At 57.4% G+C, this 26733-nt stretch carries 29 protein-coding genes; 11 read left to right on the forward strand and 18 right to left on the reverse strand.

Annotation, left to right across the window (positions count from 1 at the left end):
- Positions 1-41 precede the first annotated feature (41 nt).
- The 4 genes from QQG91_RS11070 to QQG91_RS11085 form a co-directional block, all read right to left on the reverse strand.
- A complete protein-coding gene (locus tag QQG91_RS11070) occupies positions 42-671 on the reverse strand; it encodes an acyl-homoserine-lactone synthase (protein WP_285770289.1) in 630 nt (209 codons plus the stop codon).
- Positions 672-755: 84 nt separating this feature from the next.
- The gene (locus QQG91_RS11075; RefSeq protein WP_285770290.1) at positions 756-1532 is read right to left on the reverse strand and encodes a helix-turn-helix transcriptional regulator; all 777 of its coding nucleotides are present in this window, start codon (positions 1530-1532) and stop codon (positions 756-758) included.
- A gap of 332 nt (positions 1533-1864) precedes the next feature.
- Complete coding sequence (gene ccrA, locus QQG91_RS11080; protein ID WP_285770291.1) at positions 1865-3154, reverse strand: crotonyl-CoA carboxylase/reductase; 1290 nt, start codon at positions 3152-3154, stop codon at positions 1865-1867.
- A gap of 149 nt (positions 3155-3303) precedes the next feature.
- Positions 3304-4539: a 1-acyl-sn-glycerol-3-phosphate acyltransferase gene (locus QQG91_RS11085; RefSeq protein ID WP_352232100.1), complete on the reverse strand. Its 1236-nt coding sequence runs from the start codon at positions 4537-4539 to the stop codon at positions 3304-3306.
- Positions 4540-4793: 254 nt separating this feature from the next.
- On the opposite strand from QQG91_RS11085, the gene QQG91_RS11090 reads away from it, so the two are divergent.
- The gene (locus QQG91_RS11090; protein ID WP_285770293.1) at positions 4794-6758 is read left to right on the forward strand and encodes an ethylmalonyl-CoA mutase; all 1965 of its coding nucleotides are present in this window, start codon (positions 4794-4796) and stop codon (positions 6756-6758) included.
- 93 nt (positions 6759-6851) lie between these two features.
- Complete coding sequence (locus QQG91_RS11095; RefSeq protein ID WP_285770294.1) at positions 6852-7169, forward strand: H-NS histone family protein; 318 nt, start codon at positions 6852-6854, stop codon at positions 7167-7169.
- Here QQG91_RS11095 and QQG91_RS11100 read toward each other — a convergent pair.
- Entirely contained in the window at positions 7166-7693 is a 528-nt protein-coding gene (locus QQG91_RS11100; RefSeq protein ID WP_285770295.1) for a DUF4329 domain-containing protein, read from the reverse strand. The genes QQG91_RS11095 and QQG91_RS11100 overlap by 4 nt on opposite strands.
- A gap of 130 nt (positions 7694-7823) precedes the next feature.
- Here QQG91_RS11100 and QQG91_RS11105 point away from each other — a divergent pair, with 130 nt between their 5' ends.
- The gene (locus QQG91_RS11105; protein WP_285770296.1) at positions 7824-8435 is read left to right on the forward strand and encodes a hypothetical protein; all 612 of its coding nucleotides are present in this window, start codon (positions 7824-7826) and stop codon (positions 8433-8435) included.
- Positions 8436-8485: 50 nt separating this feature from the next.
- Here the strand turns inward: QQG91_RS11105 and QQG91_RS11110 are convergent, their stop codons facing one another.
- The 12 genes from QQG91_RS11110 to QQG91_RS11165 form a co-directional block, all read right to left on the reverse strand.
- Positions 8486-9265: a succinate dehydrogenase iron-sulfur subunit gene (locus QQG91_RS11110; RefSeq protein WP_285770297.1), complete on the reverse strand. Its 780-nt coding sequence runs from the start codon at positions 9263-9265 to the stop codon at positions 8486-8488.
- 18 nt (positions 9266-9283) lie between these two features.
- Positions 9284-9619: a hypothetical protein gene (locus tag QQG91_RS11115; protein WP_285770298.1), complete on the reverse strand. Its 336-nt coding sequence runs from the start codon at positions 9617-9619 to the stop codon at positions 9284-9286.
- Between the two features lie 17 nt (positions 9620-9636).
- Positions 9637-9864 carry a hypothetical protein gene (locus QQG91_RS11120; RefSeq protein ID WP_285770299.1) on the reverse strand — a complete coding sequence of 76 codons (228 nt, stop codon included), beginning with the start codon at positions 9862-9864 and terminating at the stop codon, positions 9637-9639.
- A gap of 53 nt (positions 9865-9917) precedes the next feature.
- The gene (sdhA, locus tag QQG91_RS11125) at positions 9918-11723 is read right to left on the reverse strand and encodes a succinate dehydrogenase flavoprotein subunit (protein ID WP_285770300.1); all 1806 of its coding nucleotides are present in this window, start codon (positions 11721-11723) and stop codon (positions 9918-9920) included.
- A 12-nt stretch (positions 11724-11735) separates the two neighbouring features.
- Complete coding sequence (gene sdhD / locus QQG91_RS11130; RefSeq protein ID WP_285770301.1) at positions 11736-12107, reverse strand: succinate dehydrogenase, hydrophobic membrane anchor protein; 372 nt, start codon at positions 12105-12107, stop codon at positions 11736-11738.
- Positions 12108-12117: 10 nt separating this feature from the next.
- Positions 12118-12504, reverse strand: a complete 387-nt coding sequence (gene sdhC / locus QQG91_RS11135; protein ID WP_285770302.1) for a succinate dehydrogenase, cytochrome b556 subunit — start codon at positions 12502-12504, stop codon at positions 12118-12120.
- A gap of 270 nt (positions 12505-12774) precedes the next feature.
- Complete coding sequence (locus QQG91_RS11140; protein ID WP_285770303.1) at positions 12775-13806, reverse strand: MaoC family dehydratase; 1032 nt, start codon at positions 13804-13806, stop codon at positions 12775-12777.
- A complete protein-coding gene (locus QQG91_RS11145) occupies positions 13803-14006 on the reverse strand; it encodes a DUF1737 domain-containing protein (RefSeq protein WP_285770304.1) in 204 nt (67 codons plus the stop codon). Before QQG91_RS11145 ends, QQG91_RS11140 begins: the two co-directional genes overlap by 4 nt.
- A 1-nt stretch (position 14007) precedes the next feature.
- Complete coding sequence (locus QQG91_RS11150) at positions 14008-14559, reverse strand: NnrU family protein (protein ID WP_285770305.1); 552 nt, start codon at positions 14557-14559, stop codon at positions 14008-14010.
- Entirely contained in the window at positions 14556-15407 is an 852-nt protein-coding gene (locus tag QQG91_RS11155; protein WP_285770306.1) for an HpcH/HpaI aldolase/citrate lyase family protein, read from the reverse strand. The genes QQG91_RS11150 and QQG91_RS11155 overlap by 4 nt, the downstream gene beginning before the upstream one ends.
- Before the next feature lie 162 nt (positions 15408-15569).
- Entirely contained in the window at positions 15570-16712 is a 1143-nt protein-coding gene (locus QQG91_RS11160) for a Gfo/Idh/MocA family protein (protein ID WP_285770307.1), read from the reverse strand.
- Positions 16693-17403 (reverse strand): GntR family transcriptional regulator, encoded by a 711-nt coding sequence (locus QQG91_RS11165; protein ID WP_285770308.1) that lies wholly within the window; start codon positions 17401-17403, stop codon positions 16693-16695. Before QQG91_RS11165 ends, QQG91_RS11160 begins: the two co-directional genes overlap by 20 nt.
- Before the next feature lie 133 nt (positions 17404-17536).
- Between QQG91_RS11165 and QQG91_RS11170 the strand changes: the two genes are divergently transcribed.
- From QQG91_RS11170 to QQG91_RS11205, 8 genes are all read left to right on the forward strand, one after another.
- Complete coding sequence (locus QQG91_RS11170) at positions 17537-18691, forward strand: LLM class flavin-dependent oxidoreductase (protein ID WP_285772344.1); 1155 nt, start codon at positions 17537-17539, stop codon at positions 18689-18691.
- 2 nt (positions 18692-18693) lie between these two features.
- Positions 18694-19584 (forward strand): aldo/keto reductase, encoded by an 891-nt coding sequence (locus QQG91_RS11175; RefSeq protein WP_285772345.1) that lies wholly within the window; start codon positions 18694-18696, stop codon positions 19582-19584.
- Positions 19581-20099 (forward strand): flavin reductase family protein, encoded by a 519-nt coding sequence (locus tag QQG91_RS11180; protein WP_502881573.1) that lies wholly within the window; start codon positions 19581-19583, stop codon positions 20097-20099. The genes QQG91_RS11175 and QQG91_RS11180 overlap by 4 nt, the downstream gene beginning before the upstream one ends.
- Before the next feature lie 75 nt (positions 20100-20174).
- Entirely contained in the window at positions 20175-21440 is a 1266-nt protein-coding gene (locus QQG91_RS11185) for an ABC transporter substrate-binding protein (protein ID WP_285770309.1), read from the forward strand.
- Between the two features lie 23 nt (positions 21441-21463).
- Complete coding sequence (locus tag QQG91_RS11190; RefSeq protein WP_285770310.1) at positions 21464-22528, forward strand: carbohydrate ABC transporter permease; 1065 nt, start codon at positions 21464-21466, stop codon at positions 22526-22528.
- Complete coding sequence (locus QQG91_RS11195) at positions 22525-23961, forward strand: carbohydrate ABC transporter permease (protein ID WP_285770311.1); 1437 nt, start codon at positions 22525-22527, stop codon at positions 23959-23961. The genes QQG91_RS11190 and QQG91_RS11195 overlap by 4 nt, the downstream gene beginning before the upstream one ends.
- Positions 23961-25022, forward strand: coding sequence for an ABC transporter ATP-binding protein (locus QQG91_RS11200; protein ID WP_285770312.1), 1062 nt, complete (start codon positions 23961-23963; stop codon positions 25020-25022). The genes QQG91_RS11195 and QQG91_RS11200 overlap by 1 nt, the downstream gene beginning before the upstream one ends.
- Entirely contained in the window at positions 25013-25990 is a 978-nt protein-coding gene (locus QQG91_RS11205; RefSeq protein WP_285770313.1) for a YeiH family protein, read from the forward strand. Before QQG91_RS11200 ends, QQG91_RS11205 begins: the two co-directional genes overlap by 10 nt.
- On the opposite strand, the gene QQG91_RS11210 is transcribed toward QQG91_RS11205, so the two are convergent.
- Complete coding sequence (locus QQG91_RS11210) at positions 25987-26733, reverse strand: sulfite exporter TauE/SafE family protein (RefSeq protein WP_285770314.1); 747 nt, start codon at positions 26731-26733, stop codon at positions 25987-25989. The genes QQG91_RS11205 and QQG91_RS11210 overlap by 4 nt on opposite strands.

The following is a 26733-nucleotide window of genomic DNA, read 5'->3' on the forward strand; positions in this document are numbered from 1 at the left end:
GGCGCGACCCTATCTTTAGCCGCGCCCGAGGACCAGTGGCGTTAGGCAGAAAGGAGGAGTTCCGCAGCACCAAACGACCTCTGGAACCACTTTTCCGAAAGTGCGAGCGAGACACCCGCGCTTTGGGCAACGCGCAAATGCGCTTGGGGTGAATAGCTCCATAGTCCGAGCGATATTTTTCCGCGCCCTGTGCCGCTTTCACCGAGGACGACGGGCGAAGAACCGATCATCCGGTAAATGCGGACCATCCGCGCATCGAACACACCCGCGAATTGGGCAAGCTGGAAGTGTCGCATCAATTCGCCCCCGCCGAGCATGAGCGCGGCCGCAATTCTGCCCTCTGCCTTGGGTGAAAGACAAAAGCGCGTACATTCCCAAATGCTCGGATCGCAAATCGGGCTTCCGCCGGTCAGGTCGCCGAAATGGTCATTGACCATCGTGCGCCCGACGGTCGGCAGGAACCGCATTGATCCGCCGTGGGTGCCGTCAGGGTTTTCCCAGATCACATACAGCGGATTGAGGTCGTCATATTCGTCCCGCTCCCAGCCATTGGTGTCGAGCGTCACCTCCCAGCCAAGCCGATGTTTGAACTGATCCGCACGGTCAAGAAACATGCTCTCTTCAAGACGCGGAAAACGGGCAAGGTCCGATCCATAGATATAGCGTAGCATTGGGCTCTCCGATAAAGCTGGAATTGCCCAAAGGTGCGGCCCAAAAGTTAATGTCCTAGGAATGCAGCGCGCGCGATCAAGTCACTATGCAACACCTTGTTTACCCTGAATCTCGTAGCGCCCGGGCCAATTCCCGACCGCGCCATTTGTGGCCCCGCCCGTGATAATGAGCCCTTCGGCCAGCGCGCGCGCCACCGCGTGCGTGGTGTTGTTGGCGCCGAGTTTGAGACGCGCGGATTCTATATAAGCCCTCAGAGTATGTTCAGAAATTTCCAGCATCTCCGCGACTTGCCCACGGCCGTATCCCATTGCGAGAAAGGTCAAAGCATCCGTCTCGCGGGGACTGAGCGGCTTGGCGGCTGTCGGTGTTCTTCCCCGCTCGATCATGAGCGCGGAGTTATTGAAGTAATGTGCAATTAAAATCAAATTGCGCTGATTTTCCCGTGTGAATTCGTCCCAAGCCAGGTCGTCCCGATGATCGCAAACGGTGAAAAGGGCGAACTGGCCGTTCGGTCCACGAATGGGAATCGAATACCCTTGGTTGCCGATCTGAAAACGTGCCGCATCGGTAGCGAGCGCCTTGGCGGCTTTGGTCGACCAATCCAGTTTTCGCCAGTCAACGGGATGAAACCGCTGGTAACAGCCCAAGACAACGGGATCGATCCGCAGATAGTCCCGTTCTATATAGGTTTGCACCCAATCTGGGGGATATGTCCCGCAACCATACTGTTCGCCGTTGGCGGATACCCAGTGATAAACCATATGGCCCACGCCGTAATAATCGCGCAGCTCTACGATAAGTGTCTGGAGATCTTCAAAAGCCTCAGCTTGCTCCAGCCTCGCTAGAAAGTCGTCTGGCATCCATCCCGTCCCCAAACCTTACAAAGGATCGAACGCCGACGCCCGAAGACTTGATTTCGCGATCTGCGACTGCTGCAGTTTCGCCAAGGCAGACAGCCAATTCGGGCAAGTCGTTCTGAGCTGCGAAATTCTGTAGGTCCGCGAGGACGTCGAGTATCCATTTGTTTCCCATGACAAGCCTCTTCAGGAATGGTTAACGAAGTGTTAACAACCTATAGTAGCATCCCTTGCGGTGCAAAATTACCCACGAATTTGATCCCCCCATTTTTGGGGAGGTCGAAAAGCAAAGCGCGGACCGATGGCCCGCGCTTTTCCGATCTTTCGATCTCTTCTTACTTTTTCGACTTCTCGAACGCGTCTTCAAAGGTGCGAAGCCCCATTTCAGGCGATTGGACCAGAACGGCCATGTTGCCGGGCTTGTGTTGGTTCTTGCGCATTTTTGTATGGGCCGCGGGAATTTCTTCCCAAGTGAAGCACTCCGACATGCAAGGATCAAGGCGACGCTCGATCATCAGCTGGTTGGCCTGCGACGCCTGCTTGAGGTTGGCAAAGTGGCTCCCCTGAACGCGCTTCTGGTGCATCCAGAGATAGCGCACGTCGAAGGTCAGGTTATAGCCGGTGGTGCCTGCACAGATCACAACCATGCCGCCGCGCTTCACGACAAACACAGACACCGGGAAGGTCGATTCACCGGGGTGTTCGAACACCATATCGACGTTATTGCCTTTGCCGGTGATGTCCCAGATCGCTTTGCCGAATTTACGGGTCTCGTTGAACCAAGCCTTGTACTCGGGCGTGTTCACCGTGGGCATCTGGCCCCAGCAATTGAAGTCGTTGCGGTTGATGACGCCTTTGGCCCCGAGGGACATGACAAAGTCGCGCTTGCTCTCATCGCTGATCACACCGATCGCATTCGCGCCTGCGGTATTGATCAACTGGATCGCATAGGACCCAAGACCACCCGACGCGCCCCAAACCAGAACGTTCTGACCGGGCTTGAGCTCATGCGGCTTGTGACCGAAGAGCATGCGGTAAGCGGTTGCGAGGGTCAACGTGTAGCACGCCGACTCTTCCCATGTCTGGTGACGCGGGCGGTGCATGAGCTGTTGGGACTGCACACAGGTGAACTGGGCGAAGGAGCCGTCGGGGGTCTCATAGCCCCAGATCCGCTGCGACGGCGAGAACATCGGATCACCGCCATTGCACTCTTCATCGTCACCATCATCTTGATTGCAGTGGATCACGACTTCGTCGCCGACTTTCCAGCGCTTGACCTTATCCCCTACGGCCCAGACGATCCCCGCGGCATCAGAACCAGCGATGTGGAACGGGGCGCCGTGAACGTCGAAGGGGCTGATTGGAATGCCGAGACCTGCCCAGACCCCGTTATAGTTCACACCTGCCGCCATCACCATAACAAGCACTTCGTGGCTATCAGGCTTGGGGGTGTCGACGACTTCGACCTCAAAGGCCTTCTCGGGTTCACCATGACGCTCGCGGCGGATCGTCCAAGCATACATCGACTTGGGAACAAATCCGAGCGGAGGCATTTCGCCCACTTCGTAAAGGTCCTTTTCGGGTGCGGTATAGGTCAGAACGTCCGGTTTCTGATCAAGGGCCATCTCGTGTCTCCATCGTCAAATCGTTGGTTTTCGCCGCAATGCAGAATCGCGGTGTTACCTATTTGTAAGAGACGAGCGAGTAACTTTGCAACTGCTACTAAGGTATTTTTGTAATTTTATTACCGAGCAAACGCAGAAAATACGTCTGTTTATGCTGCAAGTGCATTAAAATAATGGGAAATCGACGCAGAGTAGAAGCTCAGAATCTTTTCCGCTTCGGGCGCGACGACCAGTTTTTGACCATCTTCTGTGACCAAGCCCCGCTCCGCCAAGAGCTCGAGCGCATCCGTTACCATCTTGGCAGCGGTCCGACTCGGCGCTTTTGCGCCCTTCTCGACGAGCATAGTGACCATGCTCTCGACATCGCGCACCAAGGCAAGCCGATCCCGTTGCCCGCCCAAAAGAGCGCGCGCGACAAGAGGAACGGGAACGAGCGGGGTATTTGCCGAAATACGGGCCATCAAAAGCTCTGCGACAGCTTCGGGTGTGTCGTCCTTGATGGACCAAAGGCTCGTCGGTTCACCGAATTCGACAGCAGCGGTGCCGAACCCTTTGAACCGGAATGTCAGCATCTGGACAAGATGCGCGCCGACACCCCAGAGCACCTTCCAGATCGGGGCGCGGAAACGTCTCTTGCCGGAAAGCCGCGCATCAATCAGAACCCGATCTTCGAGCACGCGGTCGTAATTGAGCGACACCGGAACAAAGATCACCTCGCGTCCGGATTCCTTGGCAGCCGTGATGATATAGCTCAAGAGACCCAGTTTCGGAGCACCGATCGTGCCGTCGAGACTGAGCCCGCCTTCGGGGAAAATCGCCTGCGTTTCGCCGCCTTCGACCGCAAATTTCACATAGCGCGACAGGACCTTGCGATAGAGCGGCCCCAAAGATTTGCGCCGGATGAAATAAGCTCCCATCATGCGGATCAATCCGGACAAAGGCCATATCCGCGCCCACTCGCCCACCGCGTAGGATACGGTTCCTGCGGTGCTCGTCAGATAAGTGATAAGCACATAGTCCATATTGGATCGATGGTTCATGACAAAGACCACCGAGGCATCGGGATGGATCTTTTCGATCTTGTCACGATCAAAGGCGCCGATGCGGACATGATACAAGAGCTTGGTCAACCACGCAGAAAGCCTTGCCCCGATCGTGAAATACATGGTCGCGGAAAACGAAGGCACGATCTCGCGGGCATAGCGCGTGGCGCGTTCAAAGGCGACGTTCTCGGGGATACCCTCGGAGCGCGCCTCTTCGAAAACGGCAGCTGTCACTTCGGGGTCATAAACCAGCCTCTGGATCATGTCATAGCGCCGCGCAAGCTTGAAGGGCTGGATCGGACGCGTCAGCCTCTGGTTCAGTCGCGCTACGGCTTTTTCCATTCTCCGACGAAAGAACCATCGCACGGATGGAAACAGGAAATGCGAAGCGAAAGTCACTCCCGCAAAAACCAGAATGAGAAGCAGAAGCCAGAGCGGGACAGATACCGTTTGTGTCATGTGGGGAACCTGACAGGTAAATGCCCATCGGTAAATAGTCTCACGCCGCAACGCAGCGAATTGACAAGGACGCAAAGTTTCCGTTAGGCAGGTTGCAACGAAATTTTATTGCGCAACCAGATTCCGGAGTTATTGCTATGTCGCAGCCGCAGAAAGATCGCCCTTGGCTTTTCCGCACCTATGCGGGCCACTCCACCGCCAAGGCTTCAAACGCGCTCTATCGTGGCAACCTCGCCAAGGGACAAACGGGTCTTTCGGTGGCTTTCGACCTTCCGACCCAGACGGGATATGACAGCGACCATCGCCTTGCACGCGGCGAAGTCGGCAAAGTCGGTGTGCCCGTGTGCCATCTGGGGGATATGCGCACCCTGTTTGCGGACATCCCGCTTGAGCAGATGAACACCTCGATGACCATCAACGCGACGGCGCCTTGGCTTCTTGCGCTCTATATCGCCGTGGCCGAAGAACAGGGCGCTGATATTTCTGCGCTCCAAGGCACCGTCCAGAACGACATCATCAAAGAATACCTCAGCCGTGGCACCTATATCTGCCCGCCCGCACCGTCGTTGCGGATGATCACGGACGTTGCCGCCTATACGCGCGAGCATCTGCCGAAATGGAACCCGATGAACGTTTGTTCGTATCACCTCCAAGAAGCAGGCGCGACGCCCGAGCAGGAGTTGGCTTTTGCCTTGGCAACAGCGACCGCGGTTCTCGACGATCTCAAGGGCAAAGTCCCTGCCGAGCACTTCGGCAATATGGTCGGACGTATCTCTTTCTTTGTGAACGCAGGCATCCGCTTTGTCACCGAGATGTGCAAGATGCGCGCGTTCGTCGAGCTCTGGGACGAGATTTGCCAAGAGCGCTATGACGTCGAAGATCCCAAGATGCGCCGCTTCCGTTATGGCGTGCAGGTGAACAGCCTCGGACTCACGGAGCCACAGCCCGAGAACAACGTCTATCGCATCCTGATCGAGATGCTGGCCGTGACCCTGTCCAAGAACGCACGTGCCCGCGCTGTGCAGCTTCCTGCATGGAACGAAGCGCTTGGCTTGCCCCGCCCATGGGACCAACAGTGGTCGCTCCGTATGCAGCAAATCCTCGCCTACGAGACCGATCTTCTCGAATACGACGATCTCTTCGACAACAACCCCGCTGTGGATCGCAAGGTCGCGGCGCTCAAGGAAGGCGCACGCCAAGAGCTTGCCCAAATCGACGGAATGGGCGGCGCAGTCAATGCGATCGAATATATGAAGTCGCGTCTTGTTGAATCGAATGCCGAGCGTATCGGTAACATCGAAACGGGCGAGACGATCGTCGTCGGCGTGAACAAGTGGCAAAACGGCGAGCCTTCTCCGCTGACTGCTGGCGATGACGCGATCATGGTCTCTGATCCCGAGGCCGAGGCCGATCAGATTGCCCGACTTGCGGCATGGAAGGCGGGACGCGATGCAGCCGCTGTCGCTCAGGCTCTGACCGAGCTCAAAGCCGCCGCGCTAAACGGCACGAACATCATGATCCCGTCCATCGCATGTGCCAAAGCGGGCGTCACAACGGGCGAATGGGCAGAGGAAATCCGCTCGGTGTTTGGCCAGTATCGCGCTCCGACGGGTGTCTCGCGCAATCCTTCGAACCGGACAGAGGGACTTGACGACATTCGCGCGCGCGTCGATGCCGCTTCGTCCCGCCTTGGCCGCCGCCTCAAGTTCCTTGTCGGTAAACCCGGTCTTGACGGTCACTCGAACGGTGCAGAGCAGATTGCCGCCCGTGCTCGCGACTGTGGAATGGATATCACCTATGAAGGTATTCGCCTGACACCCGAAGAAATCGTTGATGCGGCACAAAAAGAAGATGCGCATGTCATCGGGCTTTCGATCCTTTCGGGATCGCATATCCCGCTCATTGGCGAAGTGATGGAAAGACTTCGGGAAAAGAACCTGAATATCCCTGTGGTGGCGGGCGGAATTATCCCCGAAGACGATGCCGCAAAACTTCGTGCAATCGGTGTTGCACGTGTCTATACGCCCAAAGATTTTGAATTAAATCGGATAATGGAAGACATTGTCACGATTGTAGATCCGCCGGAAATTGCGGCTGAATAAATTCTTCTGGATTTATTCGCATTAATTGAATTATGAATTGCAAACCGCTCGACATTCGTCGGGCGGAGCAATTTGTTTCAATTGGAGACTTAAATGCAGTTTGATCTCGACAATATGTCGCGCAGCGAACTCGAACACCTTCGTGCCGCTGTTGAAAAAGCAATTAAATCCGTCGACGTTCGCGAATTGCAAAAAGCACGTGAAGCGGCCGAACGTGCTGCGGCCGAACATGGTTTTACCCTTGCCGAACTCACCAGTGGTGCAAAGGGACGCAAAGCTTCGGGCCCGTCCAAAGCGAAATACCGCAATCCTGCAGATGGATCGCAAACGTGGTCTGGTCGTGGCCGCAAGCCGCAATGGATCAAGGACGCCGAACAGGCTGGCACCGATATCGAAAGCTTTGCGATTTAATAATCGCCGAGCTTGCGCAAAAGCGCGTCTCGAGAATACCGAAGGGCAATATACCCGTCGGCCCCTTTTACGAAATTGGGGGCGACGGGAAGACAGGCTGCCCCACATAATTGCCTGACTTCCATTCTATTCGAATCCACGAACCAAAATCGGCCACCTGGTGTAGAGATATATCCGTTCACGCGTTCGGACCGATCTCCGTCCAAATCAATGTCACTCGGCACTTCGCTAATGTATTCGGGGTCAAATCCCCCGTGGGTGTGATAAGAAGCGGTCGGCGCAAAACCCAAAGGCAAGATCGGATTGCAGCTGGCAATATCTCCTCCGACCGCAGGCGTCGCAATAAGCTCGCCCTTTGAATTGTATCCGATATAGCCACAAAACTCTCTTTGTTTGGCGAATGATTGCGCCTGAAGTGCGCTGAGTGTTTTTTTGGCAAGCAGAATTTCTTCGGTGCTTTGGCCGGCAAGACCCGTCCCGAATGCCGCGAAAAATCCTGTAATTATTGAGAAAAAGAGCCGCATTGACGGACTATCCACTTTGATCGGGTTCAGGGTCAATAGCCTTGCAGCACAGGGCGCAACGAATCCCTCTTACATAATTGCATAGATCGGATACCCATCAACTTATTGGGGAAACTTGAAAGATTCGGCTATGTCCAAACAAATCCTTTTCGTTGCCGCCTTGGGAGCGCTGGCAGCCTGTAGCGGGACCGCGGGGTATCAAGGCGAGGCAACCGTCACAAAGTTCTTTGTTCCGAACAGCGACGGCACCTTCAGCATAGATTTCGCGCAGTCCTCTCGTAAGCAATACAAAGACGCGGATGGCGACGGCTATGCCTTTGTTGGGGGGGCGGTTGAAAACGAAGGGTTTCTAGCGGTTGCGGGTATTCTGCCGCAAACGACCGTCGACGTCCCTGTTTCGGCCAAAGTAGACTATACAGGCCGTTACAATATGATCAGCATCGAAGAGATCACCTTGTATGACAGCGGCTATATTTACGGCCTTCCCAATGAACGCACAGGCGCGTTGACTGGCACTGCGGATTTCGCGGCAAAGACCTTCAAAGCCAACTCCCAGAACGGGCTTAGCCTCAGTGGCAGCATTTCAGGGACCGATGTTTCGGGCACGATGACGTACAAGGATACGGTCAGCGGCGAGTTCAAGGCCTTGGCGGGTCAGGACAAAGCGGTCGGCGCCTTTCACGGCAAGAGCAGCAACAGCGACCAGATGGTTGCAGGCGGCTTCAATATCGTTGCGAACTGAAAAAAGGGCGCCGCAACGGGCGCCCTTTTCCAAAAGCAAAATCCGAAATCTTAGACGACGCGCTCGACCATCATCTTCTTGATGTGCGAGATTGCCTCGGCGGGGTTAAGACCCTTGGGGCACGTCTTGGCACAGTTCATGATGGTGTGGCAGCGATAGAGCTTGAACGGATCTTCCAGCGCATCGAGACGCTCGCCCGTGGCCTCGTCGCGGCTGTCGATGATCCAGCGGTAAGCATGAAGGAGCGCAGCCGGTCCAAGGTATTTGTCCGAGTTCCACCAGTAGCTCGGACAAGAGGTCGAGCAGGATGCACACATCACGCATTCATAAAGACCGTCGAGCTTCTTGCGATCCTCAATCGACTGTTTCCATTCCTTGGCGGGACGGTTGGTCTTGGTTTCGAGCCACGGCATGATCGACGCGTGCTGCGCATAGAAATGCGTCAGATCGGGGATAAGATCCTTGACCACAGGCATATGCGGAAGCGGATAGATCTTCACGTCGCCCTTGATCTCGTCCATGCCATAGATACAGGCCAGCGTGTTGCGCCCGTCGATGTTCATGGCGCACGAGCCGCAAATACCCTCGCGGCAGGAACGGCGGAAGGTCAGCGTCGGGTCAATCTCGTTCTTGATCTTGATCAGCGCGTCGAGAACCATCGGCCCGCAGTTGTCCATATCGACGAAATAGGTGTCGATCCGCGGGTTCTTTCCGTCATCGGGGCTCCAGCGATAGATCTGGAATTTGCGGACGTTCTTTGCCCCTTCGGGCTTGGGCCAAGTCTTGCCGACCGTCATACGGCTGTTCTTGGGGAGAGAGAATTGAACCATAGCTCAGGCTCCTACTGATTAGCTTTGCGTGAGCTTCGACGCCGCGCATGCGGTGGTCGAGTCACGGGCCAGAATTCGGGAAACCAAGGCGTTCGTATCCGCCGTGGGGTTCAGTCTTGCAGCAGCGAGCGTGGAAAGCTCGTCTGCGGTCGCGTGGGTGATGATACAGTCCGCCATCACGCTCTGGATCGCGGCAGGCATCAAAGCGCCTTGCACCTCGGTCGAAGCGACAATCGCCGTCACGGTCGAGGTTGCATCGAAGGTCGGATCATAGGCAGGCGCATCCACAGCAGCGGTCTGGGTGCATGCGACCAGCGTCGCAAAAGCAAAGGCGGAAACGGTGAAACGGATCATATCAATTCTCTCCAATCTTAGCGCAGGACAGGCGGCCTGATCGGTAGCTCGCCCGTGCGCTGAATAACGCAGGTTTCATAGACGGCCATCGGGTCGCGACCAGACAGAAAATCGCTGGTGACTTCGATGCGGCCGCCGACGAAAGTCCCTGTCTCGGAGTTTGCTCCGATCGAGATTTCACCGGAAGGGCCTTGGGCTCCGCGTGCACGTTCTTCGCAAAAATCCGCCGCCTGTTCAGGCGTCATCTGGGAGCTGCACGCTCCCAGAAGGATGAGCAAAGAAAACGCGACCCGCTTCATCAGAACGTCCGGGCCTTGGGCGCGATCGTCTTGAGGCTGATCCCGCCCTCTGCTTCGGTGGTCAGAGGATCGGTGATCACGGGACGATAGCTCAGCGCAACCTTGTTGCCATCGACGCGGCTGATCGTGTGGACACGCCAGTTTTCGTCGTCGCGGTTGGCATAATCCTCGTGCGCGTGGGCACCGCGAGATTCCTTGCGGGCTTCTGCGCCGACGATGGTCGCCAGTGCGTTCGGCATCAGGTTGGTCAGCTCGAGCGTTTCCATAAGGTCCGAGTTCCAGACGAGGCTGCGGTCGGTGACCTTGAGATCATCGAGCTTGCCCGCAACTGCGGTCATCTTCTCGACACCCTCTTTGAGCGTCTTGTCGGTGCGGAACACGGCGGCGTCAGCCTGCATGGTGCGCTGCATCTCGAGACGAAGCTCGGCGGTTGCAACGTTGCCGTTTGCGTGGCGCAGACCGTCGAAACGATCAAAGGCCTTGTCGATGGACGCTTTGTTCAGGTTCGGGTTGGCGGAGTTCGGATCGACAACCTTGCCTGCACGGATCGCAGCGGCGCGGCCAAAGACCACGAGGTCGATCAGTGAGTTTGAGCCGAGACGGTTTGCACCGTGAACAGACGCACAGCCCGCTTCGCCAACGGCCATAAGGCCGGGAACAACTGCGTTCGGGTTGTCTGCGGTCGGGTTCAGAACCTCGCCGTAATAGTTGGTCGGAATACCGCCCATGTTGTAGTGAACCGTCGGCAGAACCGGGATCGGCTCTTTGGTCACGTCGACGCCTGCGAAGATCTTGGCGCTTTCCGAAATACCGGGGAGGCGTTCGGCAAGGGCTTCTTTGGGCAGGTGGTTCAGGTTGAGGTGGATGTGGTCGCCATTGGCGCCCACACCGCGACCCTCGCGGATTTCCATGGTCATACAGCGGGACACATAGTCACGCGGTGCGAGGTCTTTGTAGTTCGGAGCGTAACGCTCCATGAAACGCTCGCCTTCGGAGTTGGTCAGATAACCACCCTCGCCGCGCGCGCCTTCGGTGATCAGACAGCCCGAGCCATAGATGCCGGTCGGGTGGAACTGAACGAATTCCATGTCCTGCAGCGGCAGACCTGCGCGGGCCACCATACCGCCACCGTCACCGGTGCAGGTGTGGGCCGAGGTTGCCGAGAAATACGCACGGCCATAGCCGCCCGTCGCAAGAACAACCATCTTGGCGTTGAAGACATGCATCGTGCCGTCGTCGAGCTTCCAGCAGACAACGCCGGTGCACTCGCCTTCGTCGGACATGACGAGGTCGATGGCAAAGTATTCGATATAGAACTCGGCCTGCTGCTTGAGCGACTGGCCGTAAAGCGTATGGAGGATCGCGTGACCTGTGCGGTCAGCCGCAGCGCAGGTGCGCTGAACGGGCGGGCCTTCACCGAACTCGGTGGTGTGGCCGCCGAACGGACGCTGATAGATCTTGCCTTCCTCGGTGCGCGAGAAAGGCACGCCATAGTGCTCCAGCTCGTAAACGGCCTTAGGAGCCTCACGGGCGAGGTATTCCATCGCGTCGGTGTCGCCAAGCCAGTCCGACCCTTTGACGGTGTCGTACATGTGCCACTGCCAGCTGTCAGGGCCCATGTTGCCGAGCGATGCGGCGATACCGCCCTGTGCTGCAACCGTGTGCGAGCGGGTCGGGAAAACCTTGGTGATACAAGCGGTGCGGAGCCCCTGCTCGGCCATCCCGAGTGTCGCGCGAAGACCCGCGCCACCGGCGCCGACGACGACGACGTCGTATTCATGTGTTTCGTATTGATAAGCTGCCATCGGTCTTTTTCCTTACAGAGCCAACTTTGCCAGCGCAAAGAGACCCGTTGCGGCGAGGCCATATGTAAAAGCGGTCATGAACATGATCGCCGCCTTGAGCTGCGAGCCACGCAGATAGTCCTGCGCCATCATTTCAAAACCACGGTTAAAGTGCTTGAGACCGAAAATCAGAACAAGCGCGGTCACGATCGCGGGGATCGGATGCGAGAAGGTTTCGGTCACAGTGGCATAGTCGCTCCCGAGCGCTTTGCCGAAGATATAGAGAAAGGTCGGGACAATGAGAGCAAGGCCGACGGCGCTTACCTGCATGGACCAATGATGCTCGGTGCCGGTGTGCGAGGCACCCTTGCCTTCGGCGCGCTTTCGGGCGGTCAGATAACGCATTCTATCCCCCTCAGATGACGATGATGGTAAGAACGGTCAGAACGACCGAACCAATGAGACAGGCCCAGCCGAGCTTTTCGGCGGTGGGAATATCCATTCCCTTGCCTGCATCATAGTAGAGGTGACGCAAACCGGCGAGGAAGTGATACCAAACACCCAAGAGCGAAAGGGTCATAACGATATCGCCGATCCAGCTCGTCAGGATGCCGTTGGCCAGATCGAAGTAGGCCTCGCTCGTCGCAGCGGCAATGAGCCACCAAACGACAAGAAACGTCGAGACGATCAAAGCGTTGCCCGTGACACGCGTCAGGATCGACGTCAGCATCGGGATATGCCAGCGATAAATTTGCAGGTGGGGCGAAAGCGGACGTTGGACGCCCTTCGAGTTTTCAGCCATTTTAGTCCCCTTGTTCGTGGAGCCGCGCTCGCGCAGGCGCGCTCGGGCCATCGCAATTCTTCTGACGTATTATTACGGCTATGTCACGCTTTGGAATAAGTTTGAGGCGGCAAAAAACGCCTCTTTAGCGTTAACATCGTCCTTTGTGATCACAGCTTTTATTGCCGTGATCACAAAATGTTATATGACTTTTTTACTCAGGTTAATCTCGTGCTCAAAGTGAGAAACATGCCGTGAATCAGCCCGTCTCCCTTTGATTTCGAGAGCACCTCAAAGGGGCATAACGGCCCAGTAATCCAGATCGAGAAGAACCTCGGGAAGATATTTGCCGTCCTCGCCCCGAAGATCACCCGCCTTGCCGCCTTTGGTCGCAACGAGGCGAAGGCGGATTGCACCGACACCTGGAACATCGGTCTCTGCCTTGTCCAGAACCTCGGACCAAGCACGGATCGTATCACCCGCAAAACAGGGGTTCGCATGTGCACCGCCATTGAGGCCGACGATCATCTGGGCATTGGCCAAACCGTTGAACGACAGCGCGCGCGCCATCGAAATAACGTGGCCACCGTAAATAAGCCGCTTGCCGTCCTCGCGGTGGGTGGCGTCGAAATGCACCTTGGCCGTGTTCTGCCATAGGCGGGTGGCCAGCATATGCTCGGCCTCTTCGACAGTGACCCCATCAACGTGATCGATGATCTCGCCGATCTCGTAATCCCCCCAACGATGCGGTTCCCCCGCAAGTTCGAAGTCGTAATCCGAGAAATCGAGCTCCTGCGGAATAGCCAATGCCTCGACAGGAAGGACGGCGTGCAGATCTGGCACAACCGTTTCAGGCGCAGGGGCCTCAAGGTTGCCCTTTCGGACCATCACCCAGCGGACATATTCCAGCACGATGTCATCATTCTGGTTGAACCCGCGTGTGTGCACATAGACCACACCCGACTTTCCGTTCGAGTTCTGCTTGAGCCCGATCACCTGGCTCTCTGCGCGCAGGGTATCCCCGGGATAGACAGGCTGAAGCCAGCGCCCTTCGGCATAGCCGAGGTTGGCGACCGCATTGAGCGAAATATCCGGAACCGTTTTGCCAAAGACCACATGGAACGCGATGAGATCATCGATCGGTGATCCCTCGAACCCGCAGGACGCTGCAAAAGCATCCGACGAGTAAAGCGCGCCGCGCGCGGGATAAAGCGCATGGTATAGCGCCCGCTCACCCTCTGCGATGGTGCGGGGAACAGCGTGACGGATCACCTGTCCAAGTTCATAATCTTCGAAAAAACGGCCCGGATTGGTTTTGGTCATAGTTGTCCTAGTTTAACGTCTGGAGAGTAATCCCCCTCGACCTCTTTGACGACGGCCTGACCACAGCGCATCACACCGCGTGCGGCGTCAAAGGCATAGGACGGTTGACCGTGAAGCGACCACCCTTTGGACAGAGCTTCGGTCACTTTGTGACAAAAGGCCGAGGTGTCGTCCTCGGTGAGAAATCGATAGGCAAGCATGTCAGGCTCCAAACGGGTTCAATCCAAGAAGGATGTGGATAAAGCCGATGGCTCCGGTCACAAGAACCGCGCCGACCGCGGCGCCGATCTCTTTACCAACGGGCGCCTTGGCAGGGGCGGTCCAGCTCGGCTCTCGCATGTTGATGAGAACCATCGTGAGAATAGCCCAGCTTGCGAGGCCGCCAAAAAGGACGATGGACATCCAATCGCCACGCACCAAAAGATGCCCGACAGCCCAGATGACCGCCGCCATAAGAAGCGGATGGCGCAATTTACGCGCAAGAGCGGTTTTCATTCCCGAGGCGGCGGCGAAATAGACAGCGACCAGAACCAGAAGGTTGTTGGCGTGCTTCCCCCAGCTCGGCGGGGTATAGGCCAATTCCGAGGTCGAACTGTCGTAGCCGACCACCATGAGTGCGATACCCGCAAAGCTTGCGGCGGTGACCATGCCTTTTGCGGCACCGTCGGACATGCCCGCACGATGCGCAGGCGCGATACGTTTATAAAGATGGGGCACACTCCAAAGGAGAAGGCCTAGGATAAGAAATGTCATTGTGATTCCAACTCGGCAATTGCTGCAGCTTTCGCCAGCGTTGCCCGAGCGGTCACAATATGCAAGTTCTCAACGATGCGGCCATCCAGAACAGCGACGCCTTGGCCGTTCTTTTCGGCTTCTTCAAAAGCAGCGATCTGACGCTGTGCAAGGTCGATCTCGGCCTCGGACGGACCAAAGGCGCGGTTGGTGATTTCGACCTGGGCAGGATGGATGAGTGTTTTGCCGTCAAAGCCCATATCGCGGCCCTGCTCGCATTCGGCCGCAAGGCCCTCATCGTCTTTGAAGGCGTTATATACGCCGTCCAAAGCGATTTTCCCGTAAGCGCGCGCCGCAAGAAGACAAGCTTCGAGCGCATAAAGAAGCGGCTCGCGGCGCTCGGACTTGCGGGTATTGAGATCCTTGGCAAGATCATTGGTGCCCAGAACGAACCCTTCGAGCCTGGGGTGCGCGGCGATCGAGGCCGCATTGATGACACCAAGCGGTGTTTCCATCATCGCCCAGATCGGAAGATCGCCGGTGATCGCGGCAAGCGCGTCTATATCTGCGGCCGAATTCACCTTGGGGAGCAACACGGCATCAGCCGCCATATCACGCACAGCCTCGGCATCTGCGCGGCCCCATTCCGTGTCGAGCCCATTGATACGCACGATCTTATAGCGGGGCCCATAACCTCCTTCGGCCAAAGCGGCCTTGAGTGTCGCGCGGGCGTTCACCTTTTCATCGGGTGCAACAGCGTCTTCGAGATCGAAGAGGATCGCATCCACAGCAAGGCTGCGGGCCTTGTCCAACGCGCGATCTTTCGAGCCAGGGATATAGAGAGCTGATCGGAACGGACGCTGGGTCATTGATTCTTCCTCGCAATAAAGTTGCGCCGAACATGCCCCTATCTATTGCAATCGTTCAAGGAGAAATTTGCCGCAATGCAGCAAAGGTCGCATATGAAGGCGCACAGCGGCGCCTCCAAGAAGCGGCTCCCGACCGGGATGCACCCTGCGGGATAGCCCTCGTCAGGCGGTGGTCAGAAGCTCGCTCATGTCCACAACCCGCTTTTCCCTCATAGAAATCTGGGCAGCGATCCCCATCAGCACGGCAAGTTTGCCATCCGTCGCGCTGACCTCGGGCGCGCTGCGCTCGCCCCGCACCAGTTCAAGGAATTTCTGATGCTGGTAATAGGTCGAGCCGTTATGGTCCCCTGCCTCGAGAAGCGTTGGATCGACGGGAATTTCCTGCAAGATCGGACCTTTGGGGTCGCGGGGGCTGATGATCACTTGCGAAACGGGCGGCTCACCAAGCTCTTGGGGCCAGAAGCGTCCCGGACCGGGAACCAGCGCCTCGATCTTCCCGCTGGGACCGACGGCGCTTACCTCTTCTTGATAGCGTGAGCCCTCGGCGAACATACAGAGTTCGAGCATCGCACGCGCACCGTTGTCGAAATCGACGATCACGTAGCCATTATCGAGCATATCGGGTGTTTCACCGTCATAGCTTTCGTCGAGGTGATTGACGTCCATACCGCCCGAAGCGAGCACGCGCAGAGGCTCGGCGCCCAGAGTAAGACGCATGAGATCGAAGAAGTGGCAGCACTTCTCGACAAATGTGCCGCCGGCATAGCGATTGAAGCGGTTCCAATTGCCCACCTTCTCGAGGAACGGAAAGCGGTGTTCGCGGATGGTCAGCATTTTGATCCCGCCCGTCGCCTCTTTGGACGACCGCAAAAACTCGGCGATCGGCGGCATGTAACGATATTCCATCGCGACCCAGATCGGTGCGGGATACGTCTTGATGAGCGCATCGAGCGTGCTGAGTTGGCTCTGATCGGTAAAAACGGGCTTTTCGACCAAGACAGGCACGGGGCGCTTGGCCGCAATCTGGGCAAGCTGCTCGACATGACGGAAATTCGGGCTGGCGATCAGGATACAATCCAGCTCGGGCTCGTCGAGAAGCGCATCGATGCTTTCGACAAACCGCGCATGCGGCGCGAATTCGCCAGCTGCCTCTCGCATGCCCTGATCCGGCTCGAAGATCACTGTCACCTTTGTATCGGGCAAAAGAGCGATGTTGCGAAGATGCTCTTGGCCCATCATCCCGCAACCAATGATACCATAGCTCGTACTAGCCAATCCGGCCTCCTTATCTGAGTCGCTGCACATAGTGCGCCCGCTCGGGGTCGAACCATGTCCGCGAATATTCGACTGATCCTTTTTGCTCGGAGTGGCTCAACCGTTCGATGTAGCCGACGGTCTCGCCAATGGGCTGCCCGAATTCATTCGGGGCCCAGTCCGGAACTTTGCCGACACGAACGGTGTCCTCGGCGTGAGAGATCCAGAACCCGAGCTGAAGCTTGTAATAGCGGTAGAGCGAATCGGAGAGGGCGAGCGGGTCGATCCGCCCTGCGTCCCCATCGAGCCATATCTCTTCCACCGCGATCGGAATGCGATTGAGAAACCTCAAGCGACGGATGCGGGTGCCGTGCGAGGCCGTGCCGAAGACAGGAAAATCATGCGGTTTTGCCAACTCGTCGAGCGAGAGAACCCGCGCAGTCGGAAGCCCCCCACCCGACCGCAATTCAAGACGGAACATCGAATAGATACTGTCCACCGCCGCGCCAGATCGGACATAGTTTCCAGACCCTTGGACGCGATCAAGGAGTCCCTTTTCTTCAAGTATATCCAATGCCTTACGCAGGGTGCGCACCGTGGTGAAATGCTGTTTTGCAAGCTCGCGTTCGGGCGGAAGACGGCTCCCGTTGGGAAGCCGCCCAGAGGCGATCTCGCGGATAAGCACCTCGCTTATCTGAACATAAATCGGCAGCGCCGAGGGGCTTTCGCTCTTTTGATACATCCGGTCTTTCTCAGTTTATCAAAAAATTGATACACTATTGATCCAGATCAAAGACACTGTTATCGATAACGAAAGTCAAGCGGATTTTCATTCACTATTCCGCTGGACCAACCGCCTAGAGGGAGAGCGCATGATGTCCGTAGTGCCCATTACATCGGCAGACCTTGATGCCGCAGAAGTGTCTTGGTTCGCGGCACTTTGTTCGGATGATTACCAATTCCTCGGCGTGCCGGACGGCTCCCTTCGGTCCTCTTGGAACCACTGTTCAACGATTGTCAAAACGGCCGAAAATCTCGGGTTCCGCAACATCCTTTGCCCCTCGTCCTATCAGGTGGGCCAAGACACGCTCAGCTTTGTCGCGGGCTGCGCCCCGATCACATCGAAGATCAACATGCTTGCCGCCGTGCGCTGCGGCGAAATGCAGCCCATCATGCTGGCGCGCACCATCGCTACTCTCGATCACATGCTCGAGGGGCGTCTGACCGTGAACATCATTTCCTCTGACTTCCCCGGTGAAGTCGCGGACAGCGCGTTCCGCTATCAGCGTTCCCGCGAAGTTGTCGAGATCCTCAAACAGGCGTGGACGCAGGACGAAATCAATTACCAGGGCGAAGTTTACAACTTCAGCGGCCTGACCACAGACCCTGCCCGTCCCTACCAATCGGGTGGCCCTCTGCTCTATTTCGGCGGGTATTCCCCCGACGCTCTCGAACTCTGCGGTCAGCATTGCGACGTTTACCTGATGTGGCCCGAAAAGATCGAAGAGCTCGAAGGTCGGATGAAAGCGGTGCACGCTGTCGCCGAACGCTATGGACGGACCTTGGACTATGGACTTCGGGTGCACGTCATCGTGCGCGACACCGAAGCGGAAGCACGGGAATACGCGGACTATATCGTGTCCAAGCTCGATGCAGAGCAGGGCGACGCCATTCGCAACCGCGCGCTTGACGCCAAATCGCTTGGTGTGAGCCATCAGGCAAAAAATCGCGAAATAGCGGATGACAAAGGCTACATCGAGCCTAACTTGTGGACAGGTGTGGGACGCGCGCGTTCCGGCTGTGGTGCTGCGATCGTCGGGTCTACCGATCAGGTTCTCTCCAAGCTGGAGGCCTATCAGAAGATGGGTATCCGTGCGTTCATTCTGTCGGGTTACCCGCATCTGGATGAAGCAGACCACTTTGGTCGCCGCGTTCTCCCGCAAATGAAAACCTGTTCGTTGCCCGAGGCTTATGGTCGTGTGCCTGCTTCGACGCCTGCGACGCCGCTTGGAATTGGAGTACGCCGCTAATGATGCCGCGCATCAATCTTTCGCCTGACCTCAGCTTTAGCCGTCTTGTCTATGGCATGTGGCGCTTGGCCGACGACGAAAACACGTCGCCCGCACATGTCGAAGCAAAAATTCAGCGCTGCCTTGAACAGGGGATCACCACCTTCGATCAGGCCGACATCTACGGCGGCTATGTCGCCGAGGACGTGCTCGGAGCCGCCTTGCGGGCCAATCCCGCGCTTCGCGGTCAGATGGAGATCGTGACGAAATGCGATATCGTTGCCCCCGTTGGACGATATGCGGATGCGCCCGTCAAATACTATGACACCTCGCGCGCCCACATTGAAAAGTCTGTGGACCTTTCGCTGGCAGCGATGGGGATCGAACAGATCGACCTCTTGCTGATCCACCGCCCCGACCCGCTTATGGATCATGCCGAAACGGGCGCTGCGCTTGACGACATCGTCAAGAGCGGCAAGGTCCGCGCCGTCGGCGTGTCCAACTTCCGTCCTTGGGACTGGGAGCTTTTGCAGTCCGCGATGAGCACACCGCTTGCCACGAACCAGATCGAAATTTCGCTGTCCGAAATTTCTCCGTTCTCCAACGGCGATCTTGCGTTCCACCAGCGACATGCGCACCCGATCATGGCATGGTCGCCGCTTGGCGGTGGCAATCTGTTCAAGGACTCGGGCTTGCTGGGTCAGCGTCTCGACAAGATCGCCGCCGCGCAAGGCGTGGACCGCGCTGCGGTCGCGGTTGCCTTTCTCCTTAGACATCCGGCCAAGATCCTGCCTGTGCTCGGCACCAACAATCTGGACCGTATCTCGGCAATTTCGGACGCGCTCAAGGTAGAGCTCGACCGCCCGACCTGGTTCGGCCTTTATGAAGCAGCGCTCGGGAACGAAGTGCCATGACCATAATGGAACCTCAGGATCGTATGATGGAATTTGTGCCGACCGCCGAGAATACGCGCACATTGCGTGACGCCTTTGGCCGATTTGCCACCGGTGTCACGGTCGTCACCTGCGCGAGCGACGATGGCCCGATCGGCATCACCGCGAACAGCTTTACCTCGTTGTCGCTCAACCCGCCCTTGGTGCTTTGGGCCCCTGACAAGTCGTCGCGTCGTTCGCCGTATTTTCGGAGCGCGAAACACTTTGCCATTCACGTGCTGGCCCATGACCAAGCAGAGCTTTGCTGGTCGGTCGCCAAAGATATGCACGGGCTTACAAAAGAAAATCTGGACACAAATCCCGAAGGCGTGCCGCTGATCCGCGGCTGTCTTGCGCGATTTGAATGCGTTCAACATGCCATTCATGATGGGGGAGATCATGAAATCGTCGTCGGCCGCGTGCTGCGCGCCGCGCTAAGGGAAGACGGAGACTCGCTCGCCTTTTTCAAGGGCAAGATGAATCGCTTTACGTCTTGATACAAAAAAGAAAAAAAGAGGAATTACGTCACTAACTGAAATCTTCAGTTCAGCTAAGTTCAAAGGGAGGACTTGATGAAGAAAGCTGCATCCAAGGTCGCACTAACGACCGCAATTCTGCTTGGCTCGACCGCCGTTTATGCAGATGAAATTACGTTCCTGTGCTATCAGGACGGCACCGAATGCGACGTGATCGCGGGTATGCTTCCCGCTTTCACCGAAGCTACGGGCCATACCGTGAAGATCGAGACCGTCGGCTATGACGTGATCCGCGATCAGCTCGAGAACCAGCTTCAGACCGATGCGGCCCCCGATGTCGCGCGCGTTACCAACCTCGGTGGTCTGAACCAGTATTATCTCGACATGAGCCCCTATGTGGATTCCGCCGCTTGGGAAGCCGCCTATGGCGCGACCCTTCCGTGGTTCCGCAAGCCCGGTGGCGAGGACAAGGGGATTTACGGCTGGATGACCCAGCTCACCGTGACCGGCCCCTATGTCAACGTCTCGCTCTTTGAAGACGCAGGCGTCGACATGCCCGGAGACGGGGCGACTTGGGACGAGTGGGCTGCCGCTCTCATGCAGGTCAAAGAAGCGACCGGCATCACCGCAGGTCTCGCGATGGACCGCACCGCCCACCGTTGGGCTGGTCCTGCATTCAGCTACGGTGCCAAATTCTTTGACGACGCAGGCAACCCGATCCTCGTGGACGACGGTTTCCGCAAATATGCCGAAACCTTTGTCGGTTGGCATACAAGCGGCCTGATGCCCGCCGAAGGCTGGCCCGCAGGCGCAGGCACCCAATACCAGAACGCAGCGCCTCTCTTCCAGTCGGGCGAAGTCGCGATGCATATGTCCGGCTCCTGGATGATCAACAACTATGCAGCGAACATCACCGATTTCGACTGGAAAGCGGTTCCTGTTCCATGCGGTGACGGCGGTTGCGGTGCAATGCCGGGCGGCGCGGCTGTTGTAGCGTTCAAATCGTCCAAATCCCCCGAGGCAGCGGCTCAGTTCGTCGACTTCCTTGCCAAGGAAGAAAATGCAGCAGCCTTTGCCGCGCAGACCAAGAACATCACCGCGCATCAGGGTCTTCAGGCTTCGGGCATCGACTATGCGGACGCGTCCCCCGCAGTCGCAGCGGCTCTTTCGACCTTTGCAGCCAACGCAAGCAAAGCAGCGGCCACCACGCCGCAGGCTTATACCTTCCAAGGCTATGCAAAGAACTTCGTGATCTATGGTGTTGTGCCTGACTACATCACCAAAGCCATCACGGGCGAAATGACGCTGGATGAAGCTCTTGCTGCAATCGACGCGGACGTTGCCGCCAAGATTGCCGAATAACAAAACGTCAGGAGGCACCCGAAATGTCAGAAGCCTTGAATGCTGCTTTTGTGGGTGCCCCCTGGCCCATATACCTTGCGGTATATCTTTTGGTCGGTTGGGTGCTCTTGCGCCCGACCGGCTCCTTGCGCGACAGGTTTGTGAGCGTCGTCGGCTGGCCCGTCGAAATGGCACAGCGTCTGTCCGGCGCGACAGGTCTCCCCTATCTCTTCCTTTTGCCGAACATGATCGTGTTCGGGCTCTTCACCTTTGCGCCGATGTTCATCAACATGGGCTTTGCGGTGACCGAAGGACAGTCCATCCTCTTTGCCGATCGTGATTTCGCGGGGCTCGACAACCTACGCCGCCTTTTGGCCGAGACACAGATCGACACGGGTGCTGCAAACTTCGAAGACGACAAATTCCTCGCTGCGGTCTATGACACTGCGACATTCGTGATTTTCCAGGTGCCGATCATGATCGCCGTTGCGCTGATCTCGGCACTTGCCCTCAACCGCAAGATCATTGCGCGCGGGTTCTGGCGTGCGGTGTTCTTCTATCCCGTCATGCTCTCACCCGTCGTCGTCGGCTTTTTGTGGAGCCTGATCCTCAAGCGTCAGGGCGTGTTGAGCCAGACCTTGATCATGTGGGGCTGGATCGACGAGCCGATCCAATGGCTGACCGATCCCGCTTGGACCATGTTCTGGTCAGTCTTCGTCTATACATGGGCGCACCTCGGCTTCTACATGCTGATCCTTCTCGCAGGTCTTCAGGCAATCCCCCGCGATGTCTATGAGGCTGCGGATATGGATGGCACCAAGCCGTGGCGCCAGCTGACCCGTATCACCATCCCCCTACTTGCTCCGACGCTTCTTGTCGTGACCGTTCTCTCGCTCATCAAAGCATTCCAGGCCTTCGAGGAACTCTACGCCATGTCGGTGCGCTGGACTTCGCTTGTGGGTTATATCTTCGAAACGTCGGGCCTCCGCGGCCAACCGACGACAAACGGACTTGGCATTGCGGCCATGGCCTCGCTCCTCGTGGCGGCGGTTCTGATCATGCTCTCCCTGCTTCAGGTCTATTTCTCCTCCAAATCGGCAAGACAATGAACCAAGCTATTACCTTCCTCACCCGCAAGGCAGGGGGTCAGCGCGCCAATTGGCTCGACTATTTGACCTATGCCTATTTGCTCCTTGGCGTTTTCTTGATCCTGATCCCCGTTCTGTGGCTGGCCTTGAATTCGCTCAAATCCCCTTCACAGCTTGAAAAGCAGGACCTGTCACTGCTTCCGAGCCAGTTCGAAATGGTTGCGCGCGCGACTGTGGTCTCGCCCGAGGGAAAAGAAATTTTCTTCATTCCCGATCTGCCGCAATGGGTGCTCAACTGGGATGATCTGAGCGAAGCGGAACGTGCCGAGCATGACACCCGCGCGTTTCTTGCGAACTTTGAGGGTCGGGAGCTTTATGCGCTGCGCTCCCACCTTCGGATGGTCTCGGAACTGGTGCGCGAAATGGTCGAGGTCCAAAGTCTCCCCGAGTGGCTTTTGCGCTATCCCTCCATGGCGCAGGCTTCCAAAGCCGATTTCGATGTCGATGCTGTTCTGGCGCTCCTGAACGACGAGGACCGCCGCCTCCTTTCGGAGTTCCTGAACCTGCCGCCTTATGAACCTTCGCGGCTCTCGCTCCAGATCCTCGCCTCGGCGCTCGATCCGCAAACAGGCGAAGAAACGCTCTTCGGGATTTCGAACCTCAAGGCCACGCGCGAGTTCACCCCCGCCCGCTATGTCGACAATCGAAGCGACGAAGTCCTCCAGCTCGACACAAAGTCGATCACGATCCGCAAGGTGTTTGATCCGAGCTGGAGCAATTTCAGCGATCCGATCAAAGGCGAGGCGTTTGGCGTCAACGTCAACTTTGCCACATGTTTCACCAACTCGGTGCTCGTGACCTTGATCGCGACAGTCCTTACGTTGCTGATCAACTCGATGGCCGCCTTCGCGCTTGCCAAATACAAGTTCCGCGGTCAGGTGGCGTTTTTCATCGTCATCCTAGCGACATTGATGGTGCCCCCGACGATCACGCTTGTCGGTGTGTTCAAGGCCGTCAACGCCACGGGGCTTTCGGGCTCGATCTGGGGCGTCATCATACCCGGTGCAGCGACGCCGACAGGCGTGTTCCTTTTGCGTCAATATATGCTCTCGATCCCTGACGAATTGATCGAGGCCGCGCGCATGGACGCCGCCAGCGAATGGAAGGTCTATTGGCGCATCATTCTGCCGCTCGCGCTTCCTGCGCTTGCCGCGCTCGGGATCCTTTCGGTGATCTGGCGCTGGAACGATCTGATCCTGCCGCTCGTCGCGATCGCAACAACCAAAGAAGCCTATACGATCCAGCTTTGCCTCCTCGAATTCCGCGGTGAACATCTCAGCCAAGAGCACTACAGGCTCGCCATGACCATGGTCAGCCTCGTGCCTTCAACGCTCGTTTTCGTTTTCCTGCAGAAATACATCACGACCGGCATCGCCAACACGGGACTGAAATAATGACCAATCTTGTCCTTTCGAATGTGCAAAAGACCTATGGCCAGACCGATGTCATCCACGGGATAGATCTCGATATCAAAACGGGCGAGTTCTGCGTTTTTGTCGGCCCGTCGGGCTGTGGCAAATCCACCCTTTTGCGGATGATTTCGGGCCTCGAGAGTATCTCGGGCGGCGAAGTGAAGATCGACGGAGAAGTGGTCAACCACGTGCCCGCTGCCCAGCGCGGCCTTGCCATGGTATTCCAGTCGTATGCGCTTTATCCGCATATGTCGGTGCGCAAGAACCTCAGCTTTGGCTTGGAGAACCTCAACACGCCCAAGGACGAGATCGCCCGTCGCGTCAACGAGGCTGCGCGCATGCTCCAGATCGAGCCCTATCTTGATCGCCGTCCGGGGCAGCTTTCGGGCGGGCAGCGCCAGCGGGTCGCCATCGGGCGCGCCGTTGTGCGCGAACCCAAGGTATTTCTCTTTGACGAGCCGCTCTCGAACCTTGACGCGGAACTGCGCGTCAACATGCGCCGCGAGATCGGGAACCTTCACCGTCGGCTTGGCAACACGATGATCTATGTCACGCACGATCAGGTCGAAGCGATGACGATGGCGGACAAAATCGCCGTCTTGCGCGCAGGAAGGGTCGAGCAATTCGGCACCCCGCTCGAGCTTTTCAACCGTCCCGACAACCGCTTTGTTGCGGGTTTCATCGGCTCTCCGGCGATGAATTTTGTCGACGGCAAAGTGGCAGACGGCGGGATCGCTCTTGAAAGCGGCGCGCATATCGCAATGCCCACACGCAGCGGTGCAGGCGTTGGCGAAGCGGTGGAACTCGGGTTCCGTCCGCGTGACATTTTTCTCGATGAGAACGGAGCGCTGGAACTCACCGTCACCGAAGTCGAACAACTCGGCTCCGAAAGCTATGTCTTCGGACAGCTCGCCGACGGCAAGACCCTGACCATCCATCAGGCGGGCCAGACCACTGTGCGGATCGGCGATCACGTCAAAGCCGCGCTCAAACCCGAGGGCCTCTATCTGTTCCGCAAGGACAATGGCCTCGCATGTTACTGACCAAGGCCCATTTCCCCGGTCTTTTGATGGCGGCTTTGGTTGCAATGTCCGCCCAGTTCATCTCGGACCACTATGGCGCACCCGTCATGTTGATGGCGATCCTTTTGGGGATTCCGTTCCAGTTTCTCTCGACAGAGGAGAGGACGGCCGCAGGCATCCAATACGCATCACGGATCGTCTTGCGGGTCGGCGTTGCACTCTTGGGGGTCAGGGTCAGCATCGACATGCTGACGGGCATCGGCGGAACCTTCGCGCTCTGTCTCGCGCTCGCGGTGGCGGCAACGATCGGGCTCGCCGTTCTCACGGCGCCCCTCTTCGCGCGTGACAGGCACTTCGGCTTTTTGGCGGGCGGCGCAGTCGCGATCTGCGGGGCCTCGGCCGCCATGGCCATCGCAAGCCTTTTGCCCAGCGACAAGTCGAGCGAGCGCGATCTGACCTTTACCGTCGTATCGGTGACGGTCGCCTCGACCGTCGCAATGATCCTTTACCCTATTCTGACGAGCCTCATCGGGCTCGACGACCAGCAAGCGGGCCTTTTCCTCGGCGGGACGATCCACGACGTCGCTCAGGTGGTCGGTGCAGGTTACTCGATTTCCGAGGAAACAGGAGATGTCTCAACGCTGGTCAAACTCTTCCGCGTCACGCTCCTTGCGCCTGTTGTCTTTATCGGTGCGCTTGTGCTGCGCAACCAAGCGCCAATGGGCAAAGCGCCGCCGCTTCTCCCCGGTTTCGTGATCGGGTTCTTGTGCCTCGCCGCGCTCAATTCGACCGTAACCATTCCGACGGTTGCGAACGACATTATCAACACCGTCTCGCGCGCTTGCCTTGTGACTGCGGTTGCTGCCGTCGGCATGAAGACCTCTGTTCAGGAACTCCGCAACGTCGGTGGCAACGCCATCGCGATGATCTTGTCCCTGACGGTGTTCTTGGCGCTTCTTGTCTGGGCCGCGATCCGCTTCGTCGTCTAGAGGGTCGACACACCGTCCCAGATCAGCTTGACCGACACGACAAAGAGTGCCCCGATCACGACGCGGAAAAAGACCTTGTCCGAAATGACCTTGACCATCTTGACGCCAACAAACACGGCGATCGAGGCGGGGATCATCAGCACAAGCGCGATCTTGATACTGGCAAGGTTGATCTGACCCAGCATGTAATAGGGAATGAGCTTGATCGCGTTGATATAGGCAAATGTGATCGTAGAGGTGCCTGCAAAGACGATTTTGGACAGTCGCTGCGGCAAGACCCAGATTTGATAGGGCGGCGCGCCTGCATGGCTGACAAAGCTGGTAAAACCAGTCAGAACACCCCAGAAAATCCCGCTCGACAGCTTGCCCTCACGCTCTTCACCCGTGAGGGTGTCGCGAACGATCATATAGAGCGCAAACAAGAAGCCCACGATGCCTACGATCAAGGTGACAAAAGCCTCGGGCACGATATGGGCGGTCAAACCCCCTATGGCGACGCCGACCGTCGCGCTTGCCGCAATGATAAGCACAACCCGTTTGTTGAATTCGTGCCGATAGGCATAAAGGCCGAACATATCCGACACAACATAAACAGGGAGCAAAAGCCCCGCTGCGACCACAGGGGAAATGACCAGCGACAGGAGCGGCACCGACAGCATTCCGACCACGGGCCAGCCGCCCTTGCTCACCCCGACACAGATCGCGGCCACAGTGGCCAGCACCCAAAACGTCGTTCCTTCCAT

The sequence above is a fragment of the Marivivens sp. LCG002 genome (assembly GCF_030264275.1).
GTDB lineage: Bacteria > Pseudomonadota > Alphaproteobacteria > Rhodobacterales > Rhodobacteraceae > Marivivens.

Excerpts from the sequence above, each read along its gene's own strand:
- QQG91_RS11175 (WP_285772345.1), top strand. The coding sequence starts at position 18,694 with ATGCCGCGCATCAATCTTTCGCCTGACCTCAGCTTTAGCCGTCTTGTC.
- QQG91_RS11170 (WP_285772344.1), top strand. The coding sequence starts at position 17,537 with ATGTCCGTAGTGCCCATTACATCGGCAGACCTTGATGCCGCAGAAGTG.
- sdhD (WP_285770301.1), bottom strand. The coding sequence starts at position 12,107 with ATGCGTTATCTGACCGCCCGAAAGCGCGCCGAAGGCAAGGGTGCCTCG.
- QQG91_RS11200 (WP_285770312.1), top strand. The coding sequence starts at position 23,961 with ATGACCAATCTTGTCCTTTCGAATGTGCAAAAGACCTATGGCCAGACC.
- QQG91_RS11115 (WP_285770298.1), bottom strand. The coding sequence starts at position 9,619 with ATGATCCGTTTCACCGTTTCCGCCTTTGCTTTTGCGACGCTGGTCGCA.
- QQG91_RS11145 (WP_285770304.1), bottom strand. The coding sequence starts at position 14,006 with ATGCTTGCCTATCGATTTCTCACCGAGGACGACACCTCGGCCTTTTGT.
- QQG91_RS11140 (WP_285770303.1), bottom strand. The coding sequence starts at position 13,806 with ATGACCAAAACCAATCCGGGCCGTTTTTTCGAAGATTATGAACTTGGA.
- QQG91_RS11075 (WP_285770290.1), bottom strand. The coding sequence starts at position 1,532 with ATGCCAGACGACTTTCTAGCGAGGCTGGAGCAAGCTGAGGCTTTTGAA.
- QQG91_RS11095 (WP_285770294.1), top strand. The coding sequence starts at position 6,852 with ATGCAGTTTGATCTCGACAATATGTCGCGCAGCGAACTCGAACACCTT.
- QQG91_RS11105 (WP_285770296.1), top strand. The coding sequence starts at position 7,824 with ATGTCCAAACAAATCCTTTTCGTTGCCGCCTTGGGAGCGCTGGCAGCC.
- QQG91_RS11195 (WP_285770311.1), top strand. The coding sequence starts at position 22,525 with ATGAACCAAGCTATTACCTTCCTCACCCGCAAGGCAGGGGGTCAGCGC.
- QQG91_RS11185 (WP_285770309.1), top strand. The coding sequence starts at position 20,175 with ATGAAGAAAGCTGCATCCAAGGTCGCACTAACGACCGCAATTCTGCTT.
- QQG91_RS11070 (WP_285770289.1), bottom strand. The coding sequence starts at position 671 with ATGCTACGCTATATCTATGGATCGGACCTTGCCCGTTTTCCGCGTCTT.
- QQG91_RS11180 (WP_502881573.1), top strand. The coding sequence starts at position 19,581 with ATGACCATAATGGAACCTCAGGATCGTATGATGGAATTTGTGCCGACC.
- QQG91_RS11085 (WP_352232100.1), bottom strand. The coding sequence starts at position 4,539 with ATGGAAAAAGCCGTAGCGCGACTGAACCAGAGGCTGACGCGTCCGATC.
- QQG91_RS11110 (WP_285770297.1), bottom strand. The coding sequence starts at position 9,265 with ATGGTTCAATTCTCTCTCCCCAAGAACAGCCGTATGACGGTCGGCAAG.
- QQG91_RS11090 (WP_285770293.1), top strand. The coding sequence starts at position 4,794 with ATGTCGCAGCCGCAGAAAGATCGCCCTTGGCTTTTCCGCACCTATGCG.
- QQG91_RS11100 (WP_285770295.1), bottom strand. The coding sequence starts at position 7,693 with ATGCGGCTCTTTTTCTCAATAATTACAGGATTTTTCGCGGCATTCGGG.
- QQG91_RS11210 (WP_285770314.1), bottom strand. The coding sequence starts at position 26,733 with ATGGAAGGAACGACGTTTTGGGTGCTGGCCACTGTGGCCGCGATCTGT.
- sdhA (WP_285770300.1), bottom strand. The coding sequence starts at position 11,723 with ATGGCAGCTTATCAATACGAAACACATGAATACGACGTCGTCGTCGTC.
- sdhC (WP_285770302.1), bottom strand. The coding sequence starts at position 12,504 with ATGGCTGAAAACTCGAAGGGCGTCCAACGTCCGCTTTCGCCCCACCTG.
- QQG91_RS11120 (WP_285770299.1), bottom strand. The coding sequence starts at position 9,864 with ATGACGCCTGAACAGGCGGCGGATTTTTGCGAAGAACGTGCACGCGGA.
- QQG91_RS11150 (WP_285770305.1), bottom strand. The coding sequence starts at position 14,559 with ATGACATTTCTTATCCTAGGCCTTCTCCTTTGGAGTGTGCCCCATCTT.
- QQG91_RS11205 (WP_285770313.1), top strand. The coding sequence starts at position 25,013 with ATGTTACTGACCAAGGCCCATTTCCCCGGTCTTTTGATGGCGGCTTTG.
- QQG91_RS11155 (WP_285770306.1), bottom strand. The coding sequence starts at position 15,407 with ATGACCCAGCGTCCGTTCCGATCAGCTCTCTATATCCCTGGCTCGAAA.
- ccrA (WP_285770291.1), bottom strand. The coding sequence starts at position 3,154 with ATGGCCCTTGATCAGAAACCGGACGTTCTGACCTATACCGCACCCGAA.
- QQG91_RS11190 (WP_285770310.1), top strand. The coding sequence starts at position 21,464 with ATGTCAGAAGCCTTGAATGCTGCTTTTGTGGGTGCCCCCTGGCCCATA.
- QQG91_RS11165 (WP_285770308.1), bottom strand. The coding sequence starts at position 17,403 with ATGTATCAAAAGAGCGAAAGCCCCTCGGCGCTGCCGATTTATGTTCAG.
- QQG91_RS11160 (WP_285770307.1), bottom strand. The coding sequence starts at position 16,712 with ATGTGCAGCGACTCAGATAAGGAGGCCGGATTGGCTAGTACGAGCTAT.